Below are 21,714 nucleotides of genomic sequence, written 5' to 3'. Positions count from 1 at the left end.
GTTGAGATGAGGGGGTATGAAGTAAATGCAGGAAGTTCGTTTGAAATTTGATAAGATGGAATATAAAAATTTAGAAGAAATGACAACTGCTCTCTTGAACGAGGCCAATGAACGAATTATCCGTATTGATGTAGGTCAAATCAAGAATGGCAAAGAAGAAAGAAACTATGCCAAGTTTCGCCTGATGCATTTACAGAGATCCTATGATGGACAAGTAGATGAATGTTATCGATCGATTTATAACTCACTTTGGAGCCAAGTCTATCGTTTAGAACACCAAGGGAATTATACAAATCCGTATTTAAAAACGTTATTAGAACGATTAAGAACTGTGAAATGATATGAAAATATGTATTCATGAGTTAACAAAGTCAAATCTCTCTGTAAGCATAGAAAGGGTCCTAGAGACGATTGACTATTTAAAAAGCAACCTCTGCTCGGATACTCTTCGTTTCAATATTAAACTGGCTCTTTGGGAGATTTTTACGAACTATATCGTGCACGGTAATGAACATTCTTGTCGTGAAATTGTTGTTCTAAAACTTGAAAATGATAGAGAAATAGAAATCACCATCATTTCAGAAGGTAGTGATTTTGATTCGGAGCATCTTATTGGAGATTTATGTCCTAGTGTAGAACAAATCGGTGGCAGAGGCTTATATATTGTTCAACAAATATGCGACATGTTTTTGGTAGAACAAAGAGGTAAGATAGCAAAAATGGTGTTTAAAAAGGATTAGAGGTGAAAAAAGTAATGTTGATCAATTTTTTAATCAAAGGCGAGATTCTTCATGCTAGTTTCCACAGTGATTTACATTTTGAAACTTCACATCAGTTAGAAACGGAGCTTACTGATTTCAACCTTAAAGATCATGTTCGTAAAGTAACGATTGACTTCTCGAAAGTAAGATTTGTAGATAGTTCAGGAATCAGCTTGCTTTTAAAATGGATCCATCCGATGACAAGAAAGGTGGAAGTCGAGCTCATACATGTTAGTGAGCCTGTACAAAATATATTGAAAATTTGTAAGCTAGATCAGTTTGCAACCATAAGGCCTTAAAGTAAACTTGTGCCCTTAAATGGGGGTGCAAGTTTTTTGAGGTACTAGTGATTATCAAGGCTTTTTATTAGTATCTTTGGGGTAAATAGGTATAGAATATAAAGAGTTATCAAGGGATTTCAGGTTTATTTATTACATGAATTTTCGCGAAAATTAATTCGGGTGGTGAATCAATTGATTGGCTGCTTATGCATACATGGTTTTACTGGATCTCCAAGTGAGGTAGAACCATTAGTGGATTATTTAAAGCACCAAACAAATTGGCAAATCGTTGTCCCCACATTACCAGGTCATGGTGAATTATTAAATTTAAAGGGTATTAGCTATAACCAATGGATTGAACATGCAGAAAATGAACTAAAGAAGCTTTTGGCAAGTTGTGAAAAGGTGTTTGTCATTGGTTTTTCAATGGGTGGTTTAATCGCAAGTTATTTAGCGGTGCATTATCCAATCGATAAACTGATTCTCTTAAGTGCCGCAGCCTATTATGTTAATCCAAAACAGCTTGCATTAGATGTATCTGGCATGTTAAAAGATGCTTCTAGAGGAAAATTATTAGAAAATGAACTTTTCTTAAGATATAAAAAGAAAATAAAAGAAACTCCTCTTACCGCAACCATTCAATTTCGAAAACTGGTAGCTAATATTCGGCCGATACTAGAAAAAGTGAATATCCCGACATTAATTGCTCAAGGTGAGTGCGATGGAGTGGTTCCTCCGAAAAGTGCTCAGTTTCTTTACAACTCAATAAGTACGATGAATAAAAGGCTCCTATATTTTAAAGAATCTAAGCATCTGATATGTCATTGTGATGAACGTGAAAGGCTTTTTAAAGAAGTCTATACGTTTTTAAATGATGAAAAGAGTTCTGTTCCAAGTGTAAGAAATTAATTTTATAGCAAGAATGATACAAGTACGGAGCAACCTAGTTTTAGAAAAGGGCCTTTTAATAAAACCAACAAACTCCTTATATTGCAATCAATCCCTTTAGATGATAAGATTACCTCAAAGTGTCAACGAGAGATTCTTCATTCCGGGCATACTCCAACGAGGAGAATGTCTTTTTTCACTTTTATATGAAGAAATAACAGTAAGTTTCGATTCCTTATTCGAGTTAGACAAATGAATACATTCATATCCTAATTAAATAGTGAAACTTTTATATAGCGGAAATCACTTATAGGTGGTTAGTTTTTTTCTGCGCAAAAATAGTAAACGCATATGATTACCTTTATGTAAAAGGTTTTAATGATAATCTTCTGCTGGTAAGTTTCACTGTTATTCACCAACGATGTTTAATACGGTGGAAACGGGATAAATATTTTTATGAAGTAGAAGGAGAATGAATACATTGACGACAAAGTTTCAAGATTTAGGTATTAGTCCAGCAACTATGAAATCATTAAAGAGAATGGGTTTTGAGGAAGCGACTCCGGTACAAGCATTAACTATTCCTGTTAGCTTAGAAAATAAAGATCTAATTGGCCAAGCACAAACTGGTACGGGAAAAACAGCTGCATTTGGAGTTCCTTTAATTGATAAAGTGGATAAAGATTCTAACTTAATTCAAGGAATAGTTATCGCACCTACTCGTGAGCTGGCTATCCAAGTTTCCGAAGAGCTTTATAAAATTGGTTACGGTAAAAGAACACGTGTCCTATCTATCTATGGTGGACAAGATATCAATCGACAAATTAGAGCATTAAAGAATCACCCACAAATTATCGTCGGTACACCTGGTCGTATTTTAGACCATATCAACCGTAAGACGATTCGCCTTGAGAATGTACATACTGTAGTTTTAGATGAAGCAGATGAAATGTTAAACATGGGGTTCATTGAAGATATTGAAGCGATTCTTTCAAAAACTCCGGAAGATCGTCAAACTTTACTTTTCTCTGCTACAATGCCAGCTCCTATTCAAAGAATGGCTGAGAAATTTATGAAGAACCCTGAAGTAATTAGAGTTAAAGCGAAAGAAATGACAGTACCTTTAATTGAGCAGTATTACTTAGAAGTACAAGAAAAGAGTAAATTTGATGTATTAACTCGTTTACTTGATATTCAATCACCAGAATTAGCGATTGTATTTGGACGTACAAAACGTAGAGTAGATGAATTATCAGAAGCTCTTACTCTTAGAGGATATATGGCAGAAGGAATCCATGGAGATTTAAGCCAAGCTAAACGCCTTTCTGTATTAAGAAAATTCAAAGAAGGATCCATTGATGTACTAGTGGCAACAGATGTTGCTGCACGTGGACTTGATATCTCTGGAGTTACACATGTATACAATTTTGACATCCCACAAGATCCTGAAAGCTATGTTCACCGTATTGGACGTACAGGACGTGCAGGGAAAACAGGTGTAGCGATGACTTTCATCTCTCCTCGTGAAAAATCTTACCTAGCTGTGGTAGAAAAAACGACGAAGAGAAAAATGGAGCGCATGAAGCCACCAACTCTTGATGAAGCACTAGAAGGACAACAAAAAGCAGCAATTGAAAAGATTCAGGCATCAATTGAGACAGATAACCTTCAGTATTATAAACAGGCAACGGATGAGTTGTTAGAACAGCATGAACCAGCAACGATTATTGCTGCGATGTTAAAAATGCTAACAAAAGAACCGGATACGACACCTGTTAAGCTTACAGAAGAAAAACCACTACCAGCTAAAAGAGAGAGATCTTCTGATAGAAGAAGATATGACTCACGTGGTGGAAATGGAAGCGGAAGCGGCAATAACAGAAGAGACAATTATAAGCCAAGACAAGGCCAAGGCAGCGGTGGAAAACGCCCAAGCAACCGAGACAACAGCAGTAGACCTAAATCATCCAATAACTATCGTTAATATTGTTAGAAGAGAGAGAGCATGTTCAATGAGCATCGCTCTCTTTTTTGTTGTAAGGTCCTTTTTCTAAACCTTCATTGCTCCTCCCATCCATAAATAAACTTACAATGTAAATCACCTCCTAGCATATAGCGCATACTAAGCATAGCGAATGTACAAGTGGAGGGATTACGTATGACCATTGTCCGCCTAGGTTATGTGGCGATGAGTATGGAACTTCAAAATTGTTCTCCGTCACAAACCATGACCTTTAAACAATTTTCACAAATAAAAGATCGTGAGGCTGCAATCAATAAGCTTGAGAGAATTGCCGTTTCTAATTTAGAAAACATTTTAAGGCTGCTCAAACATAATGTAGGAAACCAAGTCCATTTTTTTAGGTTAACTTCTAGAATTATTCCACTTGCTAATCATGAAGAGTTAGCTGATTGGAAATATATGCGACCGTTAAAAGGTGCCTTAAAAGAGATTGCTGATTATTTAAAAGACCATTCCATAAGGGTGGACTTTCATCCAGATCACTTTGTCTTATTGAATACGAAAAAGCTAGACATTTTAAACATGTCCATTAAGACACTGGCTATGCACGAAGCTCTTTTAAAAGGGATGGAACTTGATACTGAGCATCGTTGTGTTCTCCATGTTGGTGGAGCATATGATGATAAGGAGAAGGCTTTAGAGCAATTTATACATAATTGGGGCTCTATCCCTACACGGATTCAGAGGATGATTATGTTAGAAAATGATGACACCACCTTTTCCCTCCAGGATACGTTGTACTTGTGTGAAAAATTAGGTATTCCACTTGTATTTGATTATCACCATCATCTAGCTAATTTTCAAAATGAAAATTGGGTTGAAGACTGGGATCGTATCGTTTCTACATGGGGTCATTCAAAATTACCTATTAAGATGCATATTTCTAGTCCGAAATCTGAAAAAGACTTTCGTGCACACGCTGATTATGTTGATCCAAAGATGTTCCTAACTTTTTTAAATGAAATAAAGGGAAGTGTTCCGGAAATCCATTGCATGATTGAAGCGAAGCAAAAGGATCAGGCTTTGTTCAAGTTGGCGGAGGAGTTAAGAGAAGCACAAGGGATAAAGTTAATTGATCAGTCAAGCTTTGAAATTTAGTGAGGCTTATCTCGTAAGGAAACAAAGTTATAGAAAGAATCCTTTGCTCCTGAAACTAATGATAAAATAGTTCGTATATAGAGTAAATGTTAAGGAGCGTAGGAGGAGAGTTATGGTATCTGAGCCGAAAAATAGAATCTCTGAACGAGCACTAACTGTTTGGAGAATATCTGGTTCCATACAGACTTTATTTATGTTGCTATTCTCAGGAGGAATGATTGGGTTAACCGTAAAATTTGAATGGCCAAATTGGATCATTTGGATAGCCATACTGTTATTAATAGCTTATGCCTATTTAATCATTTATTTGTTTCCATCTCTAAAGTGGAAACGATGGCGTTATGAAGTTAGAGAGCAAGAGATTGAACTACAACGCGGCATCTTCATTATAACAAGGACCTTAGTTCCGATGGTACGGGTGCAACACGTTGATACTCAGCAGGGGCCATTGTTAAGAAAATATAAACTAGCTACGGTTACAGTTTCGACAGCTGCTACCATTCATGAAATACCGGCTTTAGAATTAGAGGAAGCGGAGGAGATAAGGCTATTTATATCTAGGCTAGCGAGGGTGGCGGATGAGGATGTTTGAGCCTAAAAGATTGCATCCTATTACTGCCGTCTTAAGCTTTTTCAAACAGTTGAAGGAATTATTCTTTCCATTTATGGTTTTTATCTTTCTAGGAACGAGAGATAATGAGGGAATCTCCTCTTTCGTGCTAGTAATAGGAGCTACTGGAATTCTCCTATTACTACTCATCAAAGGAATACTATCGTGGTATCGTTTTACCTACAGAATTGAAGATAATGAATTGCGCATCGAGTACGGGTTATTCGTTACGAAGAAAAGATACATTCCGTTTGAACGGATACAGAGCTTAGATTTATCAGAGGGGATTCTACACCGCCCTTTTCAACTGGTTAAAGTGAAAGTGGAGACAGCTGGTTCAAATGGGATAGAGGATGCAGAAGGGGTACTAACGGCTATAAAAAAGGAAGAAGCGGAAGCAATCCAAGAGATTTTCGCTGCTTCTAAAAGAATGCAAAAGGATAAAGGATTAAATGAAACTGAAATCCAGGTTGAGGATAATATTATTTATCAAGCTACTCCAAAAGAGCTTTTTATACTAGCATCTACCTCGGGTGGTGTAGGTGTCGTTATCTCTGCTGTCTTAGCTTTTATTTTTCAATTTGAAGAAATCATTCCATATGAACGTGTGTTTAAAGGCTTAGAGGAATTTGTTACAAGTGGATTAGTATTTGTAAGTTTGGTCTTGTTTGTAGGATTTTTATTTGCCTGGATTATTGCATTAATAGCGACAATGATTAAGTATGCCAACTTTACTGTAAGAAAAGTAGGAGAAGACTTAGTCATAACGAGAGGGCTTTTAGAACGAAGACAATTTACCATCCCAATAAAAAGGATTCAGGCAATACGGATAAGTGAAAATATAGTCCGTCAGCCCATCGGTTATGCGACTGTTATTGTAGAAAGCGCAGGGGGCTCTTCGGTTAATGAAGAGAGCTCAAAGGTTGTTTTACTACCTGTTATTAAAAAAAGTAAAATACAAGCATTAATTGAGCCATTCTTAACGGAATATCTGTTTACCGATGATTTTAAAACTGTACCTAGAAGGTCCTTCATTCGATATCTATTTAGGGGCTGGATTTATGTAATCCCTTTGATTATAATTCCAATCCTTATATTTAAATTATGGGGTCTTTTATCATCCATCCTTTTCCTGTTGGTTTCATCCATCTGGTCTTACTTAAAGTATAAGGATGCTGGTTGGGACATTCAGCAGCTTCAATTGTCATTAAGGTATCGTACCCTTGTAAAACACACTGTTTTTATGAAAAGGTACAAAATTCAATCCTTTTCTTTCCGAGAAAGCTATTTTCAGAGGAAAAAGAAGCTTGCAACCGTTGAAGCGTCGGTAAAGTCGGGATTAGGTGGTACAGGAGGAACGGTTATTGATTTAAATAAGGAAGATGTCTTGGAAATCTATAAGTGGTACTCTTCAGAGAGACGTTTATCACCAACTGAAACTAATTTAGATACTGAAACGAAATAAAACGGTGCTCTTAGTGTGAGCACCTTTCCTGTTATCTAGTGAACAATCCTAAAATCGCAAGTAGAACTATGCCTCCTAAGATAATCATTTTAGGAGAAATAGATGGTCTCTGAGAGGAGGCTTTATGAGTAACCGACTTAAAGGAGCCAATCATTGCTCTCCCTCTTCCTAGACTGAATCCCCCTAATAAAAATCCTGAGATTAGACCAAATAAATGTGCGGTTACATTAATATTAGGTTGAATAAAAGTCATGATTAAACCAATAACAGCAATGGTTATAATAACTTGGGAATTCTCTCTTGATAGCATATCCTTTCTGAACATCCTCATGGCCAAATAAATACCAAATAAGCCAAAGATGGCACCACTAGAACCCACATGAGAATAGGTAAGCGGTTTTAGAATAAGTGTAGCAATATTTGCTAGTATTCCCGTTGCTAAATAAAGGGTGATAAACTTCCGTTTACCTAATAACCTTTCAAGGCCAGGTCCAAATAAAACTAATGAAAAGCTGTTAAACAACATATGAGGGAAACCACTGTGTAAAAAGATAGGCGTAATGAGCCTCCAAAGCTCCCCCTCAACTATATACAAATTAACACCTGCAAAGTTCTCAAAGAGCCATCCACTTGGGAAAACGGGCAAAATAGTAAACAAATATAGTACTATATGAATAAAGACAATGATGGATACAACTGGATAGAACCGTAAGAATTCTTTAAAGCTTTCCGTCCTTGTAAACATACGAACTTAGACCTCCCTTGCAAATCTTCTACTTACATAATAGCCTTTAACGTGGATAACATTCACTAATAATGCTTTTTACATGTCTTTTACTAAATAAAGCTCTTCCCATAATGTTTTATGCTAGAAGAAATTAATATAGAAGGAACTGATTGAATGATTACTGGAATAGGGATCGATATTGTTGAGTTAGGTAGGATAGAGAAATTGGCCATTAGACAAAGCAAATTTGTCAGGAGAATTTTAACATCAACAGAACACGAAAAGTATGAACAACTGTCAGACGCAAGAAAAGTTGAGTTTTTAGCGGGTAGGTTTGCAGCAAAGGAAGCCTTTTCGAAAGCAGTTGGTACAGGAATAGGAGAAAATCTTTCCTTTTTACATATAGAAATTTCTACTGATATTAATGGTAAGCCTTTCATTGTAAAACCTTTTTCAGAAGGCGTGCATTTATCCATTTCTCATAGTAAGGAGTATGCAGTTGCTCAGGTGATTATCGAGAAGTTATTATAAATAATTTCGAAAAAAATAGTAGCTTGTCAATCGAAATGGACATATTCCCCCAGGTTGTCTCATATATTCATAGTGCAATAGGGGAGACAAGGCTCCGTTTGATACATGTAAATGATTTAAGAAATGGTGAATCATAAACGGTTTTCAAACGATTTCGTTCTCTTCTTAAAACGAAAAGCGGGAGTACTTAATACTTAGCAAAGATTATAGGCTGTTTCACAGAAAGTTCAGCATGTGATTCATTTTATAAGTATTGCTTAAGTGACAGGTGCTAGAGCTAGTCAATCACGTTGAAATGAGACAAAAGGGGTGGAAAGATTTGAAGAAGAACTTATTTTTGCTACTTACCGGGATTATGGTTGTGTTATTATTGTCCGCCTGTGGGGCTAAATCACAAGAAGATGTTGTGAAGGATTTAGGTAAAAAGTTAGAAAGCTTAAAAGGGTATGAAGCAGAAGCGAAAATGACATTGCAAATGGGTGCAGAACCACAAACATATGAAGTGGAAATTTGGCATATGGAGCCAACGTTTTATCGTGTAAATCTAAAGAATGCTCAAAAAGATCAAAGCCAAATGATTCTTCGTAACGATGATGGGGTGTTTGTATTAACTCCAGCATTAAATAAGAGCTTCCGCTTCCAAAGCGACTGGCCAGAAAACAGCAGCCAAGCTTACTTGTATGAGTCTTTAGTGAAAGATATTATTGAAGACAAAGAAGTGAAATTTAGCTCAACTAAAGAACATTATGTATTTGAAACGAAAACTCGTTATCAAAACAACAAAATGCTCCCACTACAAGAAATTGTCTTAAACAAGAAAGACCTAACTCCAATTTCAGTAAAGGTTATGGATCCAGATCGTAAAGCATTAGTAACCGTTGAATTCTCTAATGTTAAATTTGACGCTACTTTTGATAAAAAAGACTTTGATATGGCTAAAAATATGACTGGTGCTCAAATAGAGGTTCCTGTAATGGCTGAAATTAAAGATGAGGCGTTTACGGTAAAATACCCTACAGCTGAAATTCCAGATGTTAGCTTAATTGATGAGAAAGAAATGGCGACAGAAAATGGTAAGCGTGTGATTTTAACTTATGATGGTGAAAAGTCATTTACATTCATCCAAGAAAAAGCACGTGTGGCACCTGCAACTGCAACCGCAACTACAGTTATAGGTGAACCGATTGATCTTGGTTTCACGATCGGTGCCATGACAGATAATACGATTAAATGGACGCACCAAGGTGTGGACTATATGATTGCCTCTAATGAACTTTCAAAAGAAGAACTGACTATGTTAGCTCGTTCCGTACAGGTTCAAGGTAGTATGGTAAAATAACTTTTGCAACAGGCCCACTCTTTGGGCCTGTTTTATTACGTTTTCTTTAAGAAAATGAAATATATTCCTCCTCACTGTAATTCTCTTGACATTTTCGCCTGTGGAGTTTGATAATCATATTTATTAGTTTAAGGTATGGTGTGTAACCTTGATGGAATTAGAGGATAAATTTTAAGTGGACAGTGTAAGGATGTGAAAATGGGGATGGAAGATCAAAGTCTGTTTTACCGTGATACGTGGGCAGAAGTAGACCTAGATTGTATTATGGAAAATGTTCGGAACATGAAGAAACATTTGCCTGAAGAGGTAGAACTAATGGCGGTTGTTAAAGCAAACGCCTATGGTCATGGAGACGAACAGGTTGCTCAGGTAGCATTAGAAGGAGGAGCAACATATTTAGCTGTAGCCTTTTTGGACGAGGCTATATCGTTAAGGAGGAAGGGTATCCAAGCCCCTATATTAGTATTAGGTGCCAGTCGACCTGAGGATATAAATGTCGCAGTCAAATATAACTTAACCTTAACGGTGTTCCAGAAAGACTGGCTCAACCAGGCTAGAAAAATCCTTACTAATAAAGCTCCTATTAAAATACACTTAAAGCTAGATACAGGAATGGGTCGTCTCGGGATTAGAGAACAGTCTGAGATAGTGGATATAGAGCAAATACTCCAAGTGGAAAAAAGGTTTTATCTTGAAGGTGCCTTTACTCACTTTGCCACTTCGGATGAGTTAAATGAAAGCTATTTTAAGGAGCAGCTTGAACGCTTTGAAACGATGCTCTCTTGGTTTAATATAAAGCCAAAACTCATTCATGCAAGCAATAGTGCTGCTGCTCTAAGAATGCCTAATGCTCACTTCAATGGAATCCGCTATGGTATAGGGATGTACGGTCTCACTCCATCTTTAGAAATCCAAGATATCTTACCTTTTCCTTTAAAAGAGGCATTTTCTCTACATTCCAAACTTGTCCATGTAAAAAAAGTTACAAAGGGCGAAAAGATTAGCTATGGAGCCACATACGAATCAAACGAAGATGAGTGGATAGGAACACTCCCAATTGGATATGCTGATGGGTGGATAAGAAAACTTCAAGGACAAAAAGTGATTATTAATGGAATTAAGGTTCCAATTGTGGGTAGAATATGCATGGACCAGTGTATGATAAAGCTACCATATGAGCTCCCAGTCGGGACTGAAGTGACATTAATCGGTACACAAGGTAATGAGCATATATCCATTAATGATGTGGCAGAAAAGTTAGAAACTATAAATTATGAAGTTCCTTGTTTAATTTCAAGTAGAGTCCCAAGAATGTATAAGAAATCTGGTAAGTTGGTTCAGGTAAAGAACTCTATGTTAGTTTAAGTGTTTTGACAGAGTTTTAAAAATTGTCCCAAAGTTGCCCAAAATTAAAACATATTTTTTACATGTGTACGTATGAATGCATAAAAGAGTATTTTTTTGGTCGATAATACAGAAGAATTACAAATAGTCTTTGCATAGTTGCTGATTGATGTTAATATTAAATATGGTAGAGATAAAATGGTGTGTAGTTATGGTGGAGGTGTGTGTTTGTGTCTGAGTCCAGCGCAACAACAGAAATCTTAGTAAAATTACCGCAACATCTTTTAACCGAATTAGATGGTTTTGTTAAATTAGAGAACGTTAACAGAAGCGAATTTATCTATCAAGCAACAAAGATGTACTTGCGCGAGCGAAAAAAGAGACAAATTCGTGAATCCATGAGAAGAGGCTACATGGAAATGGCGAAAATTAATTTAACCATTGCTTCTGAAGCGTTTCAAGCAGAATATGAAGCAGAACACACAGTTGAACGTTTAGTAAGCGGGGGATAATCCTTTGATTGTCAAACGTGGTGACGTTTATTTCGCAGACCTGTCCCCAGTTGTTGGCTCAGAACAGGGTGGTGTCCGTCCGGTACTTGTTATCCAAAACGACATCGGGAATCGGTTTAGTCCCACAGTAATCATCGCAGCGATAACAGCGCAAATACAGAAAGCAAAGCTGCCTACTCATGTTGAAATTGATGCGAAGCGATACGGTTTTGAACGAGATTCAGTTATTCTCTTAGAACAAATTCGAACAATTGATAAACAACGTTTAACCGATAAGATTACTCATCTCGATGACGAAATGATGGAAAAAGTGGATGAAGCTCTTCAAATAAGCTTAGGTCTAATAGAATTTTAATTATCACGCTCTTTACCGATAAAGAGCGTATTTTTTATAAGGCTGAGATCAAATACTTCCATTTGAAAAGCCTTTCTTACATCGGAACTACTGCTTTGTTTAACCTTTGTGTTATATAAGTGTATACAAATTAAACAAAATTATTAGCTCTGATGTTAAAGGTGAATGTTACCAACATTCACCCTATAAATAGCCTTTTTCAATATCTTAATATGTGTTTTCTGCCGAAGGACAAATAAACGATTTGTCCTTTTTGTGTTTTTAAAGAGCTCTTTTCTAATTAAAGGATTAAAACTTTACCTAGAGGTTTAAGGAGCTAAAAAACAGGGAAAGTAACAAAGTCAGAAATATTAGGGTAAATACCCGACACAACAGACAGATGTAATACATTAGTATGATAAACATAAGATGTTAGTTAACCTGAGTGTTAAAAAGTGTAACTTTTGTTACAATTTTAAAGTTGGTTTACATTAAATGAACAAAACTTAAATATAAATTTTAATATGGTAGAATGGAGAGGATGTAATGAATAAAAACATTGTTAATTATATTCAAGAAAACCGAGACGAAATTCTTGCTAGTTGGATTGAGAAGATGAAAGAAAAGTCGGATGAAAGAGCCCTACGTGTTGTATCTGATCAAGTCTTCGTAGGGACAAGCAGAGAATTCATCGAACTTGTTATATCTAACATGAATGATCATGAAAACTATAACGAGAAACTTAATGACTTTGCAGAAAAAACAGTAAGGCTAGCTTGGCCTCTAAGCTTTGTTCAAGATGGCCTTCGAGTATTCGTCCAAATTGTATTTGAAGGTATGCAAGAAAAAGGAATTATAAACAACGATAATCAAATGGATATTATTTTTGATTTTGATAACTGGATCAGTCCTCTTAGAAACGAACTGGTTAATATGTACTCAACTACTTGGGAAAGAACCGTATCCCTGCAAAAAATAGCTCTTCAAGAACTCTCAGCACCATTAATCCCAGTATTTGAAGGTATATCGGTTATGCCGTTGGTTGGGACGATTGACACTGAACGAGCAAAGCAGATAATGGAGAATTTACTTAATGGTGTAGTAAAGCATAGATCTGAGGTAGTTTTAATAGATATTACAGGAGTTCCTGTTGTAGATACAATGGTTGCACATCATATCATCCAAGCTGCAGATGCAGTTCGTCTTGTTGGGGCTAAATGTATGTTGGTAGGAATAAGACCTGAAATAGCACAAACAATTGTGAATTTAGGAATTGATTTAAATCAATTTACTACGAAAAACACGTTGAAAAAAGGAATTGAAGCGGCATTAGAATTAACGAATAAAAAGATTGTGAACTTGGAGGAATAATGGTGAGAATTCCTATTCTGAAATTATACGACTGTTTATTAGTGTCTATTCAATGGGAGCTAGATGATCAAACGGCACTACAGTTTCAAGAAGACTTATTACATAAAATACACGAAACCAGTGCGAATGGTGTAGTGATAGATATAACATCCATTGATTTTATTGATTCTTTCATAGCAAAAGTATTAGGCGATGTTATTAATATGTCAAAATTAATGGGTGCAAAAGTAGTGATTACAGGTATCCAGCCTGCTGTAGCTATAACACTTATTGAATTAGGAATAAGTTTAGAAGATGTCCTTACAGCACTAGACTTAGAAAAAGGTTTGGAGAAACTTAAACAGGAATTGGGGGAGTAACCGTATGGAGATCCAATCCTGCGTAAAAATCATAAATGAATGGGACATCGTTGCAGCAAGACAATTAGGCCGTAATGTTGCAAAAGAACTTGGATTCGGAGTAGTCGACCAAGCAAGAATAACTACAGCTATCAGCGAATTGGCGCGGAATATCTATTTATACGCAGGCCAAGGACAAGTTTGCATAGAAAAGATTTATGACGGCGCAAAAGCGGGATTGCGAATTGTTGCATCTGACAGTGGCCCAGGAATAAGTGATATTCGTCAAGTTATGGAAGATGGCTATTCAACCTCAGGTGGTTTAGGAGCTGGATTGCCAGGTGTAAAGCGTTTGATGGATGAATTTAATATAGAATCTTCATCTGGTAATGGTACTAAAATCATAACAACTAAATGGATCCGTTAGGGGGACACATTATGGATTTCCGAGAAATGATGGAGTCAAAGTATCGGGATATTCTTGAAAAATATATAACCGAGCAATCAGAGCAAGCTCTTTATCAGGGACAGAAGTTTAGCAGAAAATCGATTGAAAATAAAATATCACCTGAAGAGCTCATTAGCCTTCATAAGTTATCATTAACTAATATGTACCCTGATTTATCAAAAGAAGTCATTGATTCTTTTGATATTTTACTAGAAGTAATGCTTGGCTATGGTTTGGCCTACCGAGAACATCAAAGCCTACGTCATAAACAACAGGAATTAAGAACAGAAATGGAGATTGCAGCAAATGTGCAACAAACACTTCTGGGTACTACCATTCCTACAGTTGACTGTCTAGATATTGGTGCTATTAGTGTACCTGCCAAACATATGAACGGGGACTACTATCATTTTGTAAAAGATGAACATAATCATATTAGTATTGCGATAGCTGATGTAATAGGGAAAGGAATTCCTGCTGCTCTTTGTATGTCCATGATTAAGTATGCTATGGATAGTTTACCGGGAAGTCAGCATGAACCTAAGCTAGTTCTCGAGAATATTAACAGGGTTGTGGAGCAAAACGTTGACCCTAGTATGTTTATAACCATGTTCTTTGGAATGTATAACACAAGTAATCATACTTTTACTTATTCCTCAGCTGGCCATGAGCCAGGTTTTTATTATCATGCAGCTAAAGACGAGTTTACTGAAATTGAAGCTAAAGGTTTACTACTAGGAGTAGATAAGAAAACGAAGTATGCTCAATATGAAAAAGCAATTGAGATAGATGACATGATTATCCTTATGTCAGACGGAGTAACAGAGTGTCGATCTGATGAAGGTTTTATAGAAAAAGAAACCCTTATTACCTACATTAAAAAATATATTCATTTAAGTGCTCAAGAAATTGTTAATAGTTTATTCAAAGAAATTGAAAGACTTCAACATTTTGAATTGCGGGATGATTTTACATTAATCATTTTGAAGAGAAAGGTTTAATCCTTTAGTAAAAGGGTATTGAACAGTAGCAATTGAAAGTAAAAGGTGGTCCGGATATGAATATTAAAATAGATGTTATAGAAAATGATCATTCGGTAGAAGCCAAAGTTAGTGGTGAAATCGATGTATATACAGCACCAAAAGTGAGAGAAACCTTATTCCCTATCTCTGAAAGAGAAGGGATAACGTTGAGGGTGGATTTGACTGATGTATCCTACATGGATAGTACAGGTTTAGGGGTCTTTGTAGGGATCTTCAAGAATATCCGCGCTCACAATGGGACATTTCAGTTAAGAGGTTTATCTGATCGTTTAAAGAGGCTGTTTGAAATTACTGGACTTGCAGACATTATTGATATTAACTGCCAGAATGAGGTGGAATAAAATGAACGAACCATACGATTATATAGAAATGAAGATTCCGTCAAAGCCTGAATTCGTTGGTGTGATTCGTTTAACTCTATCAGGGATTGCAAGTAGAATGGGATTTACTTATGACGAAATTGAAGATTTAAAAATTGCCACTAGTGAAGCGTGTACTAATGCGGTTCAACACGCGTACAAATCAAATGATAACGGGGAAGTTGTTATCGGCTTTGGATTATTTAAAGATCGACTTGAGGTAATGGTCTCAGACAATGGTCAAAGTTTTGACTTTCAATCGGCTAAAGAAGGAATCGGCCCTTATAACCCCAATGACTCTGTAGAAATTTTACGAGAAGGAGGATTAGGTTTATACCTTATTGAAACGCTGATGGATGAAGTTAGAATTCATCAGAATGTGGGTGTTACGGTCATGATGACAAAATACCTTGAGGGAGAGCGGGTGGAGATGGATGCAAAAAAAATCTCAACCTAATCAGTATACAAAAGAAGAAATAAGTGACCTAATAAAGTCTTACCAAGACCATCAAGATGAAGATGCGCAGAATCAACTTGTGCTTTATTATAAGAATTTAGTCGAAACCATTTCTAGAAAGTATTCTAAAGGGAGACCGTATCATGAAGATATAGTTCAAGTCGGAGTGATTGGTCTTTTAGGAGCCATCCGTCGTTACGATGAATCGTTTGGTAAAAGCTTTGAGGCGTTTGCGGTTCCGACTATTATTGGAGAAATTAAACGATTTCTCCGAGATAAAACGTGGAGCGTACACGTCCCGAGACGCATAAAAGAACTTGGCCCTAAAATAAAGGCAACGGTTGAAGATCTAACGGTACAATTACAAAGATCCCCAAAAGTAGATGAAATTGCATCGGTACTAGACGTTTCAATAGAAGAGGTATTAGAAGCGATGGAGATGGGTAAAAGTTATCAGGCATTGTCTGTTGATCATTCTATCGAAGCGGATTCTGAAGGCGGAACAGTAACGCTACTAGATATTGTAGGTAATGTAGATGAAGGTTATGAGAAAGTAAATCAAAGATTAGTCCTTGAAAAAGTACTGCACGTGTTAACAGATCGAGAAAGGGAGATTATTCAATACACCTATCTAGAGAACTTGAGTCAAAAAGATGTCGGTGAAAAACTAGGTATTTCCCAAATGCATGTTTCACGTCTACAAAGAAAGGCTATTAAAAAGCTACAAGAGGCCATACATGCGGAGAATAACAACTCGGAGTGTCTTTCATGACTTATTTAAACCAAAAGAACATTGAAGCCATTGCACATCAAACGACCAAACAGGGAAACACACTTTGCGGAGACAGTTATTTCTTTGCTGCAACAGATGAATATTTTATTTGTGTTCTTGCAGATGGATTGGGCAGCGGGAAGTATGCGAATGAAGCTTCTTCAGCCGTTATAGAAGTAGTAGAGCAATATCAACATGAAGATGTGAACTCTATTATGTCAAGATGTAACGAAGTGCTTTTTCATAAAAGAGGTGCAGCTGTAGCTGTTTTTAAAGTGGATTTTATAAAAAAAGAGTTTGTTTACAGTTGTGTAGGGAATATTCGATTCTTCCTCTATACCAAGAATGGACGTTTAACATACCCTTTGCCTGTTACAGGATATTTATCAGGAAAGCCTCAAAAATTCCACACCCAACGCTATCCTTATGAAGGAAATTCTAAATTCCTCGTTTACTCAGATGGTATCAATCTACAAGGGGTTAAAGCCCTACTTAAAAGTTATATGAGTGTTGAGAGAATAGCTGAGGAAATAAAAAGAAATCATACTTCTCATATGGACGATGCCACTTTTATTTTAGGGAGTTTATTATAGTAGCTGTCGAAATTTCGACAGCTTTTTCTATATGACCGCAGTAAGATTAAGAAACTACAGTCTATCATATAGCTGTATAACGTTAGTATGTTGTACATATACTTTGTTCATTTGTTAATATGTTATATATCACTTATGTATGGAGGACTGACTATTGGAACAAATGGTAGATACAAAAGATCAACTATTAAACTTAATAGCTAAAGAACAATCCCTTTCTGTAAAACAAGTGAATAGTGTCATAACTCTTTTAGAAGAAGGGAATACCGTTCCGTTTATTGCCCGGTACCGCAAAGAGCAAACAGGAGCTCTAGATGAAGTGCAAATTCGAAACATAATGGAACGATGGCAATACATACAAAACTTAGAACAAAGAAAAGTCGAAGTCATTCGCTTGATTGAAGAACAAGGGAAATTAACCGAGGAACTAAAGCAACAAATTGTTAAATCGGTTAAGTTGCAAGAGGTTGAAGATTTATATAGACCTTATAAACAGAAGAGAAGAACAAAAGCCACTATTGCTAAAGAAAAAGGGCTTGAGCCTCTTGCTCAATGGATGATGACTTTTCCTGTTAGTGGGTCTCTGGAAAAGGAAGCTGAGCAGTTTTTATCTGAGGAGAAAGAAGTCCTAACAGTTGAAGATGCGATTGTAGGTGCCAAAGATATAATTGCTGAACTGGTTTCAGATGATGCGGAGAGTCGAAAGTGGATTAGAAGAGAAACCTTCAAAACAGGTATGGTTGAATCTGTTGCAAAAAACAGCGAACTAGACGAAAAAAATGTTTTTGAAATGTATTACGAATACGAAGAACCTGTAAGTAAAATAGTCCCTCACAGGATTCTGGCATTGAATCGTGGAGAAAAAGAAGATGTACTACGAGTTTCCATTAGGCCGAATGTAGAGTTTATCATGACCTATTTAAGTAAAAAGTGGATTAAGCGTACAGATGCTATTACAGTACAAGCTATCCAAGAGGCGATTGAAGATGGTTATAAACGTCTTATTCAGCCATCGATTGAAAGAGAAATCCGAAATGAATTAACAGAAAAGGCTGAAGAGCAAGCTATACATATTTTCTCCGAGAACTTACGTAACCTTTTATTACAGCCGCCGTTAAAAGGGAAGGTTGTCCTTGGGGTAGATCCGGCTTATCGTACAGGTTGTAAGCTTGCTGTTGTTGATGAAACCGGAAAGGTACATAAAATTGATGTTATTTATCCTCATCCACCCGTTTCAAAAGCAAAGGAAGCCAGAGAAAAGTTTATTAACATTCTTCAAGCCTATAAAGTAGAAATGGTTGCTATCGGTAATGGAACAGCTTCTCGTGAAACCGAACAGTTTGTAGCCGAGATTTTAAAAGAACAGGCGGAAGAGATTTACTATTTAATTGTTAATGAGGCTGGAGCTAGTGTATATTCCGCATCAGATTTAGCTAGAGAGGAATTTCCGAATTTTCAAGTTGAAGAAAGAAGTGCAGTCTCAATTGCGAGAAGACTTCAAGATCCTTTAGCTGAATTAGTAAAAATCGATCCTAAGTCAGTTGGTGTAGGACAATATCAGCACGACGTTTCACAAAAGAGATTATCTGAGTCTTTAACGTTTGTTGTCGAAACAACCGTAAACCAAGTTGGGGTGAATGTTAATACGGCCTCTTCCTCCTTATTGCAATATGTAGCTGGACTATCTAAGACCGTTGCAAATAATATTGTTAAGAAGAGAGAAGAAGAAGGTAAATTCATAAGCCGAACACAGCTTAAGAAAATACCTAGACTTGGTGCTAAAACATATGAACAAGCGATAGGGTTCCTAAGAGTGCTAGATGGAAGTGATCCGTTAGATCGTACAGGTATTCACCCTGAAAGTTATACAGAGGTGAAAAGTCTTCTTAAAAATCTTGGTTTCTCAACTAAAGACCTAGGTTCAGAATCTTTAAGGGAATCACTTTCAAAAATAGATGTAAAGTCAGTAGCGGCAGAATTGAATATGGGTGAATTAACATTAAAGGATATTATAGAAGCTTTAATGAGACCTGAAAGAGACCCAAGGGATGAGTTACCTAAACCACTACTGAAAAAAGATGTACTTAAGCTAGGGGATTTAAAAGTAGGAATGGAATTACAGGGAACGGTACGAAACGTGGTTGACTTTGGAGCATTTGTTGATATCGGTGTGAAACAGGATGGTCTTGTTCATATTTCTAAGCTTACTAATCGATTCGTTAAGCACCCACTAGATATTGTTTCGGTAGGGGATGTTGTAACGGTCTGGGTAGATTCCGTTGATTTTAATAAAGGACGAGTTGCATTAACGATGTTGCCTCCAGGGGAATAAAAGTATAATCAAGCAAGAACACTGCTGTTTAAGAGCAGTGTTTTTTTCTGTAAAAAAACCAGCATTGGTTTAATAATTTTATTTGGTATCTATTTTTCTCAAGAAATGCTTTTTGCATCTGGTTCTGGAACCAAGTAGGCATTGTTTTTACCTCCTAATATAGGATTCAAAAGGTATATATAATGTATGCTATAATAGGTTGTCACGTTCACGTTTTCTTTGAGAGGAGAGAGTATGAGTGAATGATAGAGTACTTCAGGCCATGGTTGAGAAAATTTCTCTAGAGTTGTTTGGGAAACTTTTTCGCCATAAAGCTTTTTTCAATAACAGGTTAAAAACAACCGGTGGACGATACATGCTTAGCTCTAATAACATAGAAATAAATAAAAAGTATTATGAACAGTTAGGAGAAGAAGAGTTAATCGGTATTATCAAACATGAGCTTTGTCATTATCATCTTCATCTTGAGGGTAAAGGATACAAACATAGAGATAGAGATTTTAGAGAGTTATTAATGAAGGTAGATGCGCCAAGATTCTGTTCCACTCTTCCTGATCGGCCGACTAGGAAAAGTGTTAGACCTGAGCTTTTGTACTCATGTACTAGTTGTAAACAAATATATAAAAGAAAAAGAGCGGTTAATATAAATAAGTATGTCTGTGGAAAGTGCCGTGGAAAATTAATTAAAATAAATGTTTGACATGGATTTAAAAAGATGTTAAATTATTATTCCGCGACTGAACAACGGTCCGGATGAAAAATAACTTCTTGACTTCTTCAATGTTGGTCATTATAATATGAAGAGTCGATAAGGCAGTTAATTATTCCGCAGTAGCTCAGTGGTAGAGCATTCGGCTGTTAACCGAACGGTCGTAGGTTCGAGTCCTACCTGCGGAGCCATTATGGGGAAGTACTCAAGAGGCTGAAGAGGCGCCCCTGCTAAGGGTGTAGGTCGGGTAACCGGCGCGAGGGTTCAAATCCCTCCTTCTCCGCCATATTTTAGGCCCATTGGTCAAGCGGTTAAGACACCGCCCTTTCACGGCGGTAACACGGGTTCGAATCCCGTATGGGTCATATATTTTTAGGTCCCGTGGTGTAGCGGTTAACATGCCTGCCTGTCACGCAGGAGATCGCGGGTTCGATTCCCGTCGGGACCGCCATTAAAATATATATTGGGCTATAGCCAAGCGGTAAGGCATCGCACTTTGACTGCGACATGCGTTGGTTCGAATCCAGCTAGCCCAGCCATTTTATTTCGAGCCATTAGCTCAGTTGGTAGAGCATCTGACTTTTAATCAGAGGGTCGGAGGTTCGAGTCCTCCATGGCTCACTAAACTTTTTTGCGATAGCAAAAGAAGTTTCCTTTATTTATTAAGCGGGTGTGGCGGAATTGGCAGACGCACTAGACTTAGGATCTAGCGCCGCAAGGCGTGGGGGTTCGACTCCCTTCACCCGCACCAATAATTTCCACTTGAGTAATTACAACTAGATTTGTTAAGATATAATTCTGCTGTTATTAAAACGCGGTCGTGGCGGAATGGCAGACGCGCTAGGTTGAGGGCCTAGTGGGGGCAACCCCGTGGAGGTTCAAGTCCTCTCGGCCGCACCATAGATTCTCATATGATTTTTATTGCGCCCGTAGCTCAATTGGATAGAGCGTCTGACTACGGATCAGAAGGTTATGGGTTCGACTCCTTTCGGGCGCGCCATTATAATATCGGGGAGTAGCTCAGCTTGGTAGAGCACTTGGTTTGGGACCAAGGGGTCGCAGGTTCGAATCCTGTCTTCCCGACCAGTCATACTAAATTAAATATGCGGGTGTAGTTTAATGGTAAAACCTCAGCCTTCCAAGCTGATGTCGTGGGTTCGATTCCCATCACCCGCTCCAAATAAAACCTATTGTTCTTTGAAAACTGAACGAATCATACGTCAACGTTAATCTATTATTATTTTTAAGAGCTAATCTTACTCTTTATTGGAGAGTTTGATCCTGGCTCAGGACGAACGCTGGCGGCGTGCCTAATACATGCAAGTCGAGCGAAGTTTTAAAAGCTTGCTTTTGAAACTTAGCGGCGGACGGGTGAGTAA

Annotated in this window: 25 protein-coding genes, 11 tRNA genes and 1 rRNA gene; 35 read left to right on the top strand and 2 right to left on the bottom strand. The window is 37.1% G+C overall.

What is annotated here, in order from left to right:
* Window positions 1–25 precede the first annotated feature (25 nt).
* From SM124_RS23240 to SM124_RS23205, 8 genes are all read left to right on the top strand, one after another.
* On the top strand, window positions 26–340 hold the full coding sequence (locus tag SM124_RS23240; protein WP_322448872.1) for a hypothetical protein: 315 nt from the start codon (window positions 26–28) through the stop codon (window positions 338–340).
* Between the two features lies 1 nt (window position 341).
* Window positions 342–740 carry an ATP-binding protein gene (locus tag SM124_RS23235; protein WP_322448871.1) on the top strand — a complete coding sequence of 133 codons (399 nt, stop codon included), beginning with the start codon at window positions 342–344 and terminating at the stop codon, window positions 738–740.
* Window positions 741–754: 14 nt separating this feature from the next.
* Window positions 755–1,060: an STAS domain-containing protein gene (locus tag SM124_RS23230; RefSeq protein ID WP_322448870.1), complete on the top strand. Its 306-nt coding sequence runs from the start codon at window positions 755–757 to the stop codon at window positions 1,058–1,060.
* A gap of 174 nt (window positions 1,061–1,234) precedes the next feature.
* Window positions 1,235–1,951, top strand: a complete 717-nt coding sequence (locus SM124_RS23225) for an alpha/beta hydrolase (RefSeq protein ID WP_322448869.1) — start codon at window positions 1,235–1,237, stop codon at window positions 1,949–1,951.
* A 502-nt stretch (window positions 1,952–2,453) separates the two neighbouring features.
* Window positions 2,454–3,914 carry a degradosome RNA helicase CshA gene (gene cshA / locus SM124_RS23220; protein ID WP_407691445.1) on the top strand — a complete coding sequence of 487 codons (1,461 nt, stop codon included), beginning with the start codon at window positions 2,454–2,456 and terminating at the stop codon, window positions 3,912–3,914.
* Between the two features lie 174 nt (window positions 3,915–4,088).
* Window positions 4,089–5,051 carry a UV DNA damage repair endonuclease UvsE gene (uvsE, locus tag SM124_RS23215; RefSeq protein ID WP_322448867.1) on the top strand — a complete coding sequence of 321 codons (963 nt, stop codon included), beginning with the start codon at window positions 4,089–4,091 and terminating at the stop codon, window positions 5,049–5,051.
* Window positions 5,052–5,163: 112 nt separating this feature from the next.
* Window positions 5,164–5,643 carry a PH domain-containing protein gene (locus SM124_RS23210; RefSeq protein ID WP_322448866.1) on the top strand — a complete coding sequence of 160 codons (480 nt, stop codon included), beginning with the start codon at window positions 5,164–5,166 and terminating at the stop codon, window positions 5,641–5,643.
* A complete protein-coding gene (locus SM124_RS23205; protein WP_322448865.1) occupies window positions 5,636–7,126 on the top strand; it encodes a PH domain-containing protein in 1,491 nt (496 codons plus the stop codon). Before SM124_RS23210 ends, SM124_RS23205 begins: the two co-directional genes overlap by 8 nt.
* Before the next feature lie 31 nt (window positions 7,127–7,157).
* On the opposite strand, the gene SM124_RS23200 is transcribed toward SM124_RS23205, so the two are convergent.
* A complete protein-coding gene (locus SM124_RS23200) occupies window positions 7,158–7,871 on the bottom strand; it encodes a rhomboid family intramembrane serine protease (protein ID WP_322448864.1) in 714 nt (237 codons plus the stop codon).
* Between the two features lie 156 nt (window positions 7,872–8,027).
* On the opposite strand from SM124_RS23200, the gene acpS reads away from it, so the two are divergent.
* The 14 genes from acpS (at window position 8,028) to SM124_RS23130 (ending at window position 19,626) form a co-directional block, all read left to right on the top strand.
* On the top strand, window positions 8,028–8,384 hold the full coding sequence (acpS, locus tag SM124_RS23195; protein WP_322448863.1) for a holo-ACP synthase: 357 nt from the start codon (window positions 8,028–8,030) through the stop codon (window positions 8,382–8,384).
* A 319-nt stretch (window positions 8,385–8,703) separates the two neighbouring features.
* A complete protein-coding gene (locus tag SM124_RS23190; protein ID WP_322448862.1) occupies window positions 8,704–9,723 on the top strand; it encodes a LolA family protein in 1,020 nt (339 codons plus the stop codon).
* Window positions 9,724–9,927: 204 nt separating this feature from the next.
* Window positions 9,928–11,088, top strand: a complete 1,161-nt coding sequence (alr, locus tag SM124_RS23185; RefSeq protein ID WP_322448885.1) for an alanine racemase — start codon at window positions 9,928–9,930, stop codon at window positions 11,086–11,088.
* Between the two features lie 209 nt (window positions 11,089–11,297).
* Window positions 11,298–11,579, top strand: coding sequence for a CopG family ribbon-helix-helix protein (locus SM124_RS23180; RefSeq protein WP_322448861.1), 282 nt, complete (start codon window positions 11,298–11,300; stop codon window positions 11,577–11,579).
* Between the two features lie 4 nt (window positions 11,580–11,583).
* Window positions 11,584–11,934, top strand: a complete 351-nt coding sequence (ndoA, locus tag SM124_RS23175; protein WP_019156408.1) for a type II toxin-antitoxin system endoribonuclease NdoA — start codon at window positions 11,584–11,586, stop codon at window positions 11,932–11,934.
* A gap of 525 nt (window positions 11,935–12,459) precedes the next feature.
* Window positions 12,460–13,284 (top strand): RsbT co-antagonist protein RsbRA, encoded by an 825-nt coding sequence (gene rsbRA, locus SM124_RS23170; protein WP_322448860.1) that lies wholly within the window; start codon window positions 12,460–12,462, stop codon window positions 13,282–13,284.
* A gap of 2 nt (window positions 13,285–13,286) precedes the next feature.
* The gene (locus tag SM124_RS23165) at window positions 13,287–13,643 is read left to right on the top strand and encodes an STAS domain-containing protein (RefSeq protein WP_407691444.1); all 357 of its coding nucleotides are present in this window, start codon (window positions 13,287–13,289) and stop codon (window positions 13,641–13,643) included.
* Window positions 13,644–13,647: 4 nt separating this feature from the next.
* Window positions 13,648–14,049, top strand: a complete 402-nt coding sequence (locus SM124_RS23160) for an anti-sigma regulatory factor (protein ID WP_322448858.1) — start codon at window positions 13,648–13,650, stop codon at window positions 14,047–14,049.
* Window positions 14,050–14,060: 11 nt separating this feature from the next.
* The gene (locus SM124_RS23155) at window positions 14,061–15,071 is read left to right on the top strand and encodes a PP2C family protein-serine/threonine phosphatase (protein ID WP_322448857.1); all 1,011 of its coding nucleotides are present in this window, start codon (window positions 14,061–14,063) and stop codon (window positions 15,069–15,071) included.
* 56 nt (window positions 15,072–15,127) lie between these two features.
* Window positions 15,128–15,454 carry an anti-sigma factor antagonist gene (locus SM124_RS23150; protein WP_322448856.1) on the top strand — a complete coding sequence of 109 codons (327 nt, stop codon included), beginning with the start codon at window positions 15,128–15,130 and terminating at the stop codon, window positions 15,452–15,454.
* A 1-nt stretch (window position 15,455) separates the two neighbouring features.
* Entirely contained in the window at window positions 15,456–15,929 is a 474-nt protein-coding gene (gene rsbW, locus SM124_RS23145) for an anti-sigma B factor RsbW (protein WP_322448855.1), read from the top strand.
* Complete coding sequence (gene sigB, locus SM124_RS23140; protein WP_322448854.1) at window positions 15,907–16,701, top strand: RNA polymerase sigma factor SigB; 795 nt, start codon at window positions 15,907–15,909, stop codon at window positions 16,699–16,701. Before rsbW ends, sigB begins: the two co-directional genes overlap by 23 nt.
* Window positions 16,698–17,294, top strand: a complete 597-nt coding sequence (locus tag SM124_RS23135; protein WP_322448853.1) for a PP2C family serine/threonine-protein phosphatase — start codon at window positions 16,698–16,700, stop codon at window positions 17,292–17,294. Before sigB ends, SM124_RS23135 begins: the two co-directional genes overlap by 4 nt.
* Before the next feature lie 163 nt (window positions 17,295–17,457).
* The gene (locus SM124_RS23130) at window positions 17,458–19,626 is read left to right on the top strand and encodes a Tex family protein (RefSeq protein ID WP_322448884.1); all 2,169 of its coding nucleotides are present in this window, start codon (window positions 17,458–17,460) and stop codon (window positions 19,624–19,626) included.
* A gap of 28 nt (window positions 19,627–19,654) precedes the next feature.
* Here the strand turns inward: SM124_RS23130 and cmpA are convergent, their stop codons facing one another.
* Entirely contained in the window at window positions 19,655–19,768 is a 114-nt protein-coding gene (gene cmpA, locus SM124_RS23125; RefSeq protein WP_139339513.1) for a cortex morphogenetic protein CmpA, read from the bottom strand.
* A 96-nt stretch (window positions 19,769–19,864) separates the two neighbouring features.
* Here cmpA and SM124_RS23120 point away from each other — a divergent pair, with 96 nt between their 5' ends.
* The 13 genes from SM124_RS23120 to SM124_RS23060 all read left to right on the top strand — a co-directional run.
* Window positions 19,865–20,326 (top strand): SprT family protein, encoded by a 462-nt coding sequence (locus tag SM124_RS23120; RefSeq protein WP_322448852.1) that lies wholly within the window; start codon window positions 19,865–19,867, stop codon window positions 20,324–20,326.
* Between the two features lie 125 nt (window positions 20,327–20,451).
* A tRNA-Asn gene (locus tag SM124_RS23115) sits at window positions 20,452–20,526 on the top strand.
* Window positions 20,527–20,530: 4 nt separating this feature from the next.
* Window positions 20,531–20,621: transfer RNA gene (locus SM124_RS23110), tRNA-Ser, on the top strand.
* A 7-nt stretch (window positions 20,622–20,628) separates the two neighbouring features.
* Window positions 20,629–20,700, top strand: a tRNA-Glu gene (locus SM124_RS23105).
* 10 nt (window positions 20,701–20,710) lie between these two features.
* Window positions 20,711–20,786, top strand: a tRNA-Asp gene (locus SM124_RS23100).
* 13 nt (window positions 20,787–20,799) lie between these two features.
* Window positions 20,800–20,874: transfer RNA gene (locus SM124_RS23095), tRNA-Gln, on the top strand.
* 9 nt (window positions 20,875–20,883) lie between these two features.
* Window positions 20,884–20,956: transfer RNA gene (locus SM124_RS23090), tRNA-Lys, on the top strand.
* A gap of 45 nt (window positions 20,957–21,001) precedes the next feature.
* Window positions 21,002–21,086: transfer RNA gene (locus SM124_RS23085), tRNA-Leu, on the top strand.
* Between the two features lie 63 nt (window positions 21,087–21,149).
* Window positions 21,150–21,235 (top strand) — tRNA-Leu (locus SM124_RS23080).
* A gap of 23 nt (window positions 21,236–21,258) precedes the next feature.
* Window positions 21,259–21,335: transfer RNA gene (locus SM124_RS23075), tRNA-Arg, on the top strand.
* Between the two features lie 9 nt (window positions 21,336–21,344).
* Window positions 21,345–21,421: transfer RNA gene (locus tag SM124_RS23070), tRNA-Pro, on the top strand.
* Window positions 21,422–21,440: 19 nt separating this feature from the next.
* Window positions 21,441–21,514 (top strand) — tRNA-Gly (locus tag SM124_RS23065).
* A gap of 84 nt (window positions 21,515–21,598) precedes the next feature.
* Window positions 21,599–21,714: ribosomal RNA gene (locus SM124_RS23060) — 16S ribosomal RNA — on the top strand; the annotation flags it as partial.

Source organism: Robertmurraya mangrovi (assembly GCF_034427655.1).
Classification (GTDB): Bacteria; Bacillota; Bacilli; order Bacillales; family Cytobacillaceae; genus Robertmurraya_A; species Robertmurraya_A mangrovi.
This window is presented reverse-complemented; position numbering and strand designations above follow the sequence as displayed.

Excerpts from the sequence above, each read along its gene's own strand:
- SM124_RS23200 (WP_322448864.1), bottom strand. The coding sequence starts at position 7,871 with ATGTTTACAAGGACGGAAAGCTTTAAAGAATTCTTACGGTTCTATCCA.
- SM124_RS23240 (WP_322448872.1), top strand. The coding sequence starts at position 26 with ATGCAGGAAGTTCGTTTGAAATTTGATAAGATGGAATATAAAAATTTA.
- SM124_RS23135 (WP_322448853.1), top strand. The coding sequence starts at position 16,698 with ATGACTTATTTAAACCAAAAGAACATTGAAGCCATTGCACATCAAACG.
- SM124_RS23160 (WP_322448858.1), top strand. The coding sequence starts at position 13,648 with ATGGAGATCCAATCCTGCGTAAAAATCATAAATGAATGGGACATCGTT.
- SM124_RS23235 (WP_322448871.1), top strand. The coding sequence starts at position 342 with ATGAAAATATGTATTCATGAGTTAACAAAGTCAAATCTCTCTGTAAGC.
- uvsE (WP_322448867.1), top strand. The coding sequence starts at position 4,089 with ATGACCATTGTCCGCCTAGGTTATGTGGCGATGAGTATGGAACTTCAA.
- cmpA (WP_139339513.1), bottom strand. The coding sequence starts at position 19,768 with ATGCCTACTTGGTTCCAGAACCAGATGCAAAAAGCATTTCTTGAGAAA.
- rsbRA (WP_322448860.1), top strand. The coding sequence starts at position 12,460 with ATGAATAAAAACATTGTTAATTATATTCAAGAAAACCGAGACGAAATT.
- rsbW (WP_322448855.1), top strand. The coding sequence starts at position 15,456 with ATGAACGAACCATACGATTATATAGAAATGAAGATTCCGTCAAAGCCT.
- acpS (WP_322448863.1), top strand. The coding sequence starts at position 8,028 with ATGATTACTGGAATAGGGATCGATATTGTTGAGTTAGGTAGGATAGAG.
- SM124_RS23205 (WP_322448865.1), top strand. The coding sequence starts at position 5,636 with ATGTTTGAGCCTAAAAGATTGCATCCTATTACTGCCGTCTTAAGCTTT.
- SM124_RS23150 (WP_322448856.1), top strand. The coding sequence starts at position 15,128 with ATGAATATTAAAATAGATGTTATAGAAAATGATCATTCGGTAGAAGCC.
- SM124_RS23210 (WP_322448866.1), top strand. The coding sequence starts at position 5,164 with ATGGTATCTGAGCCGAAAAATAGAATCTCTGAACGAGCACTAACTGTT.
- cshA (WP_407691445.1), top strand. The coding sequence starts at position 2,454 with ATGAAATCATTAAAGAGAATGGGTTTTGAGGAAGCGACTCCGGTACAA.
- sigB (WP_322448854.1), top strand. The coding sequence starts at position 15,907 with ATGCAAAAAAAATCTCAACCTAATCAGTATACAAAAGAAGAAATAAGT.
- SM124_RS23130 (WP_322448884.1), top strand. The coding sequence starts at position 17,458 with ATGGTAGATACAAAAGATCAACTATTAAACTTAATAGCTAAAGAACAA.
- alr (WP_322448885.1), top strand. The coding sequence starts at position 9,928 with ATGGAAGATCAAAGTCTGTTTTACCGTGATACGTGGGCAGAAGTAGAC.
- SM124_RS23230 (WP_322448870.1), top strand. The coding sequence starts at position 755 with ATGTTGATCAATTTTTTAATCAAAGGCGAGATTCTTCATGCTAGTTTC.
- SM124_RS23155 (WP_322448857.1), top strand. The coding sequence starts at position 14,061 with ATGGATTTCCGAGAAATGATGGAGTCAAAGTATCGGGATATTCTTGAA.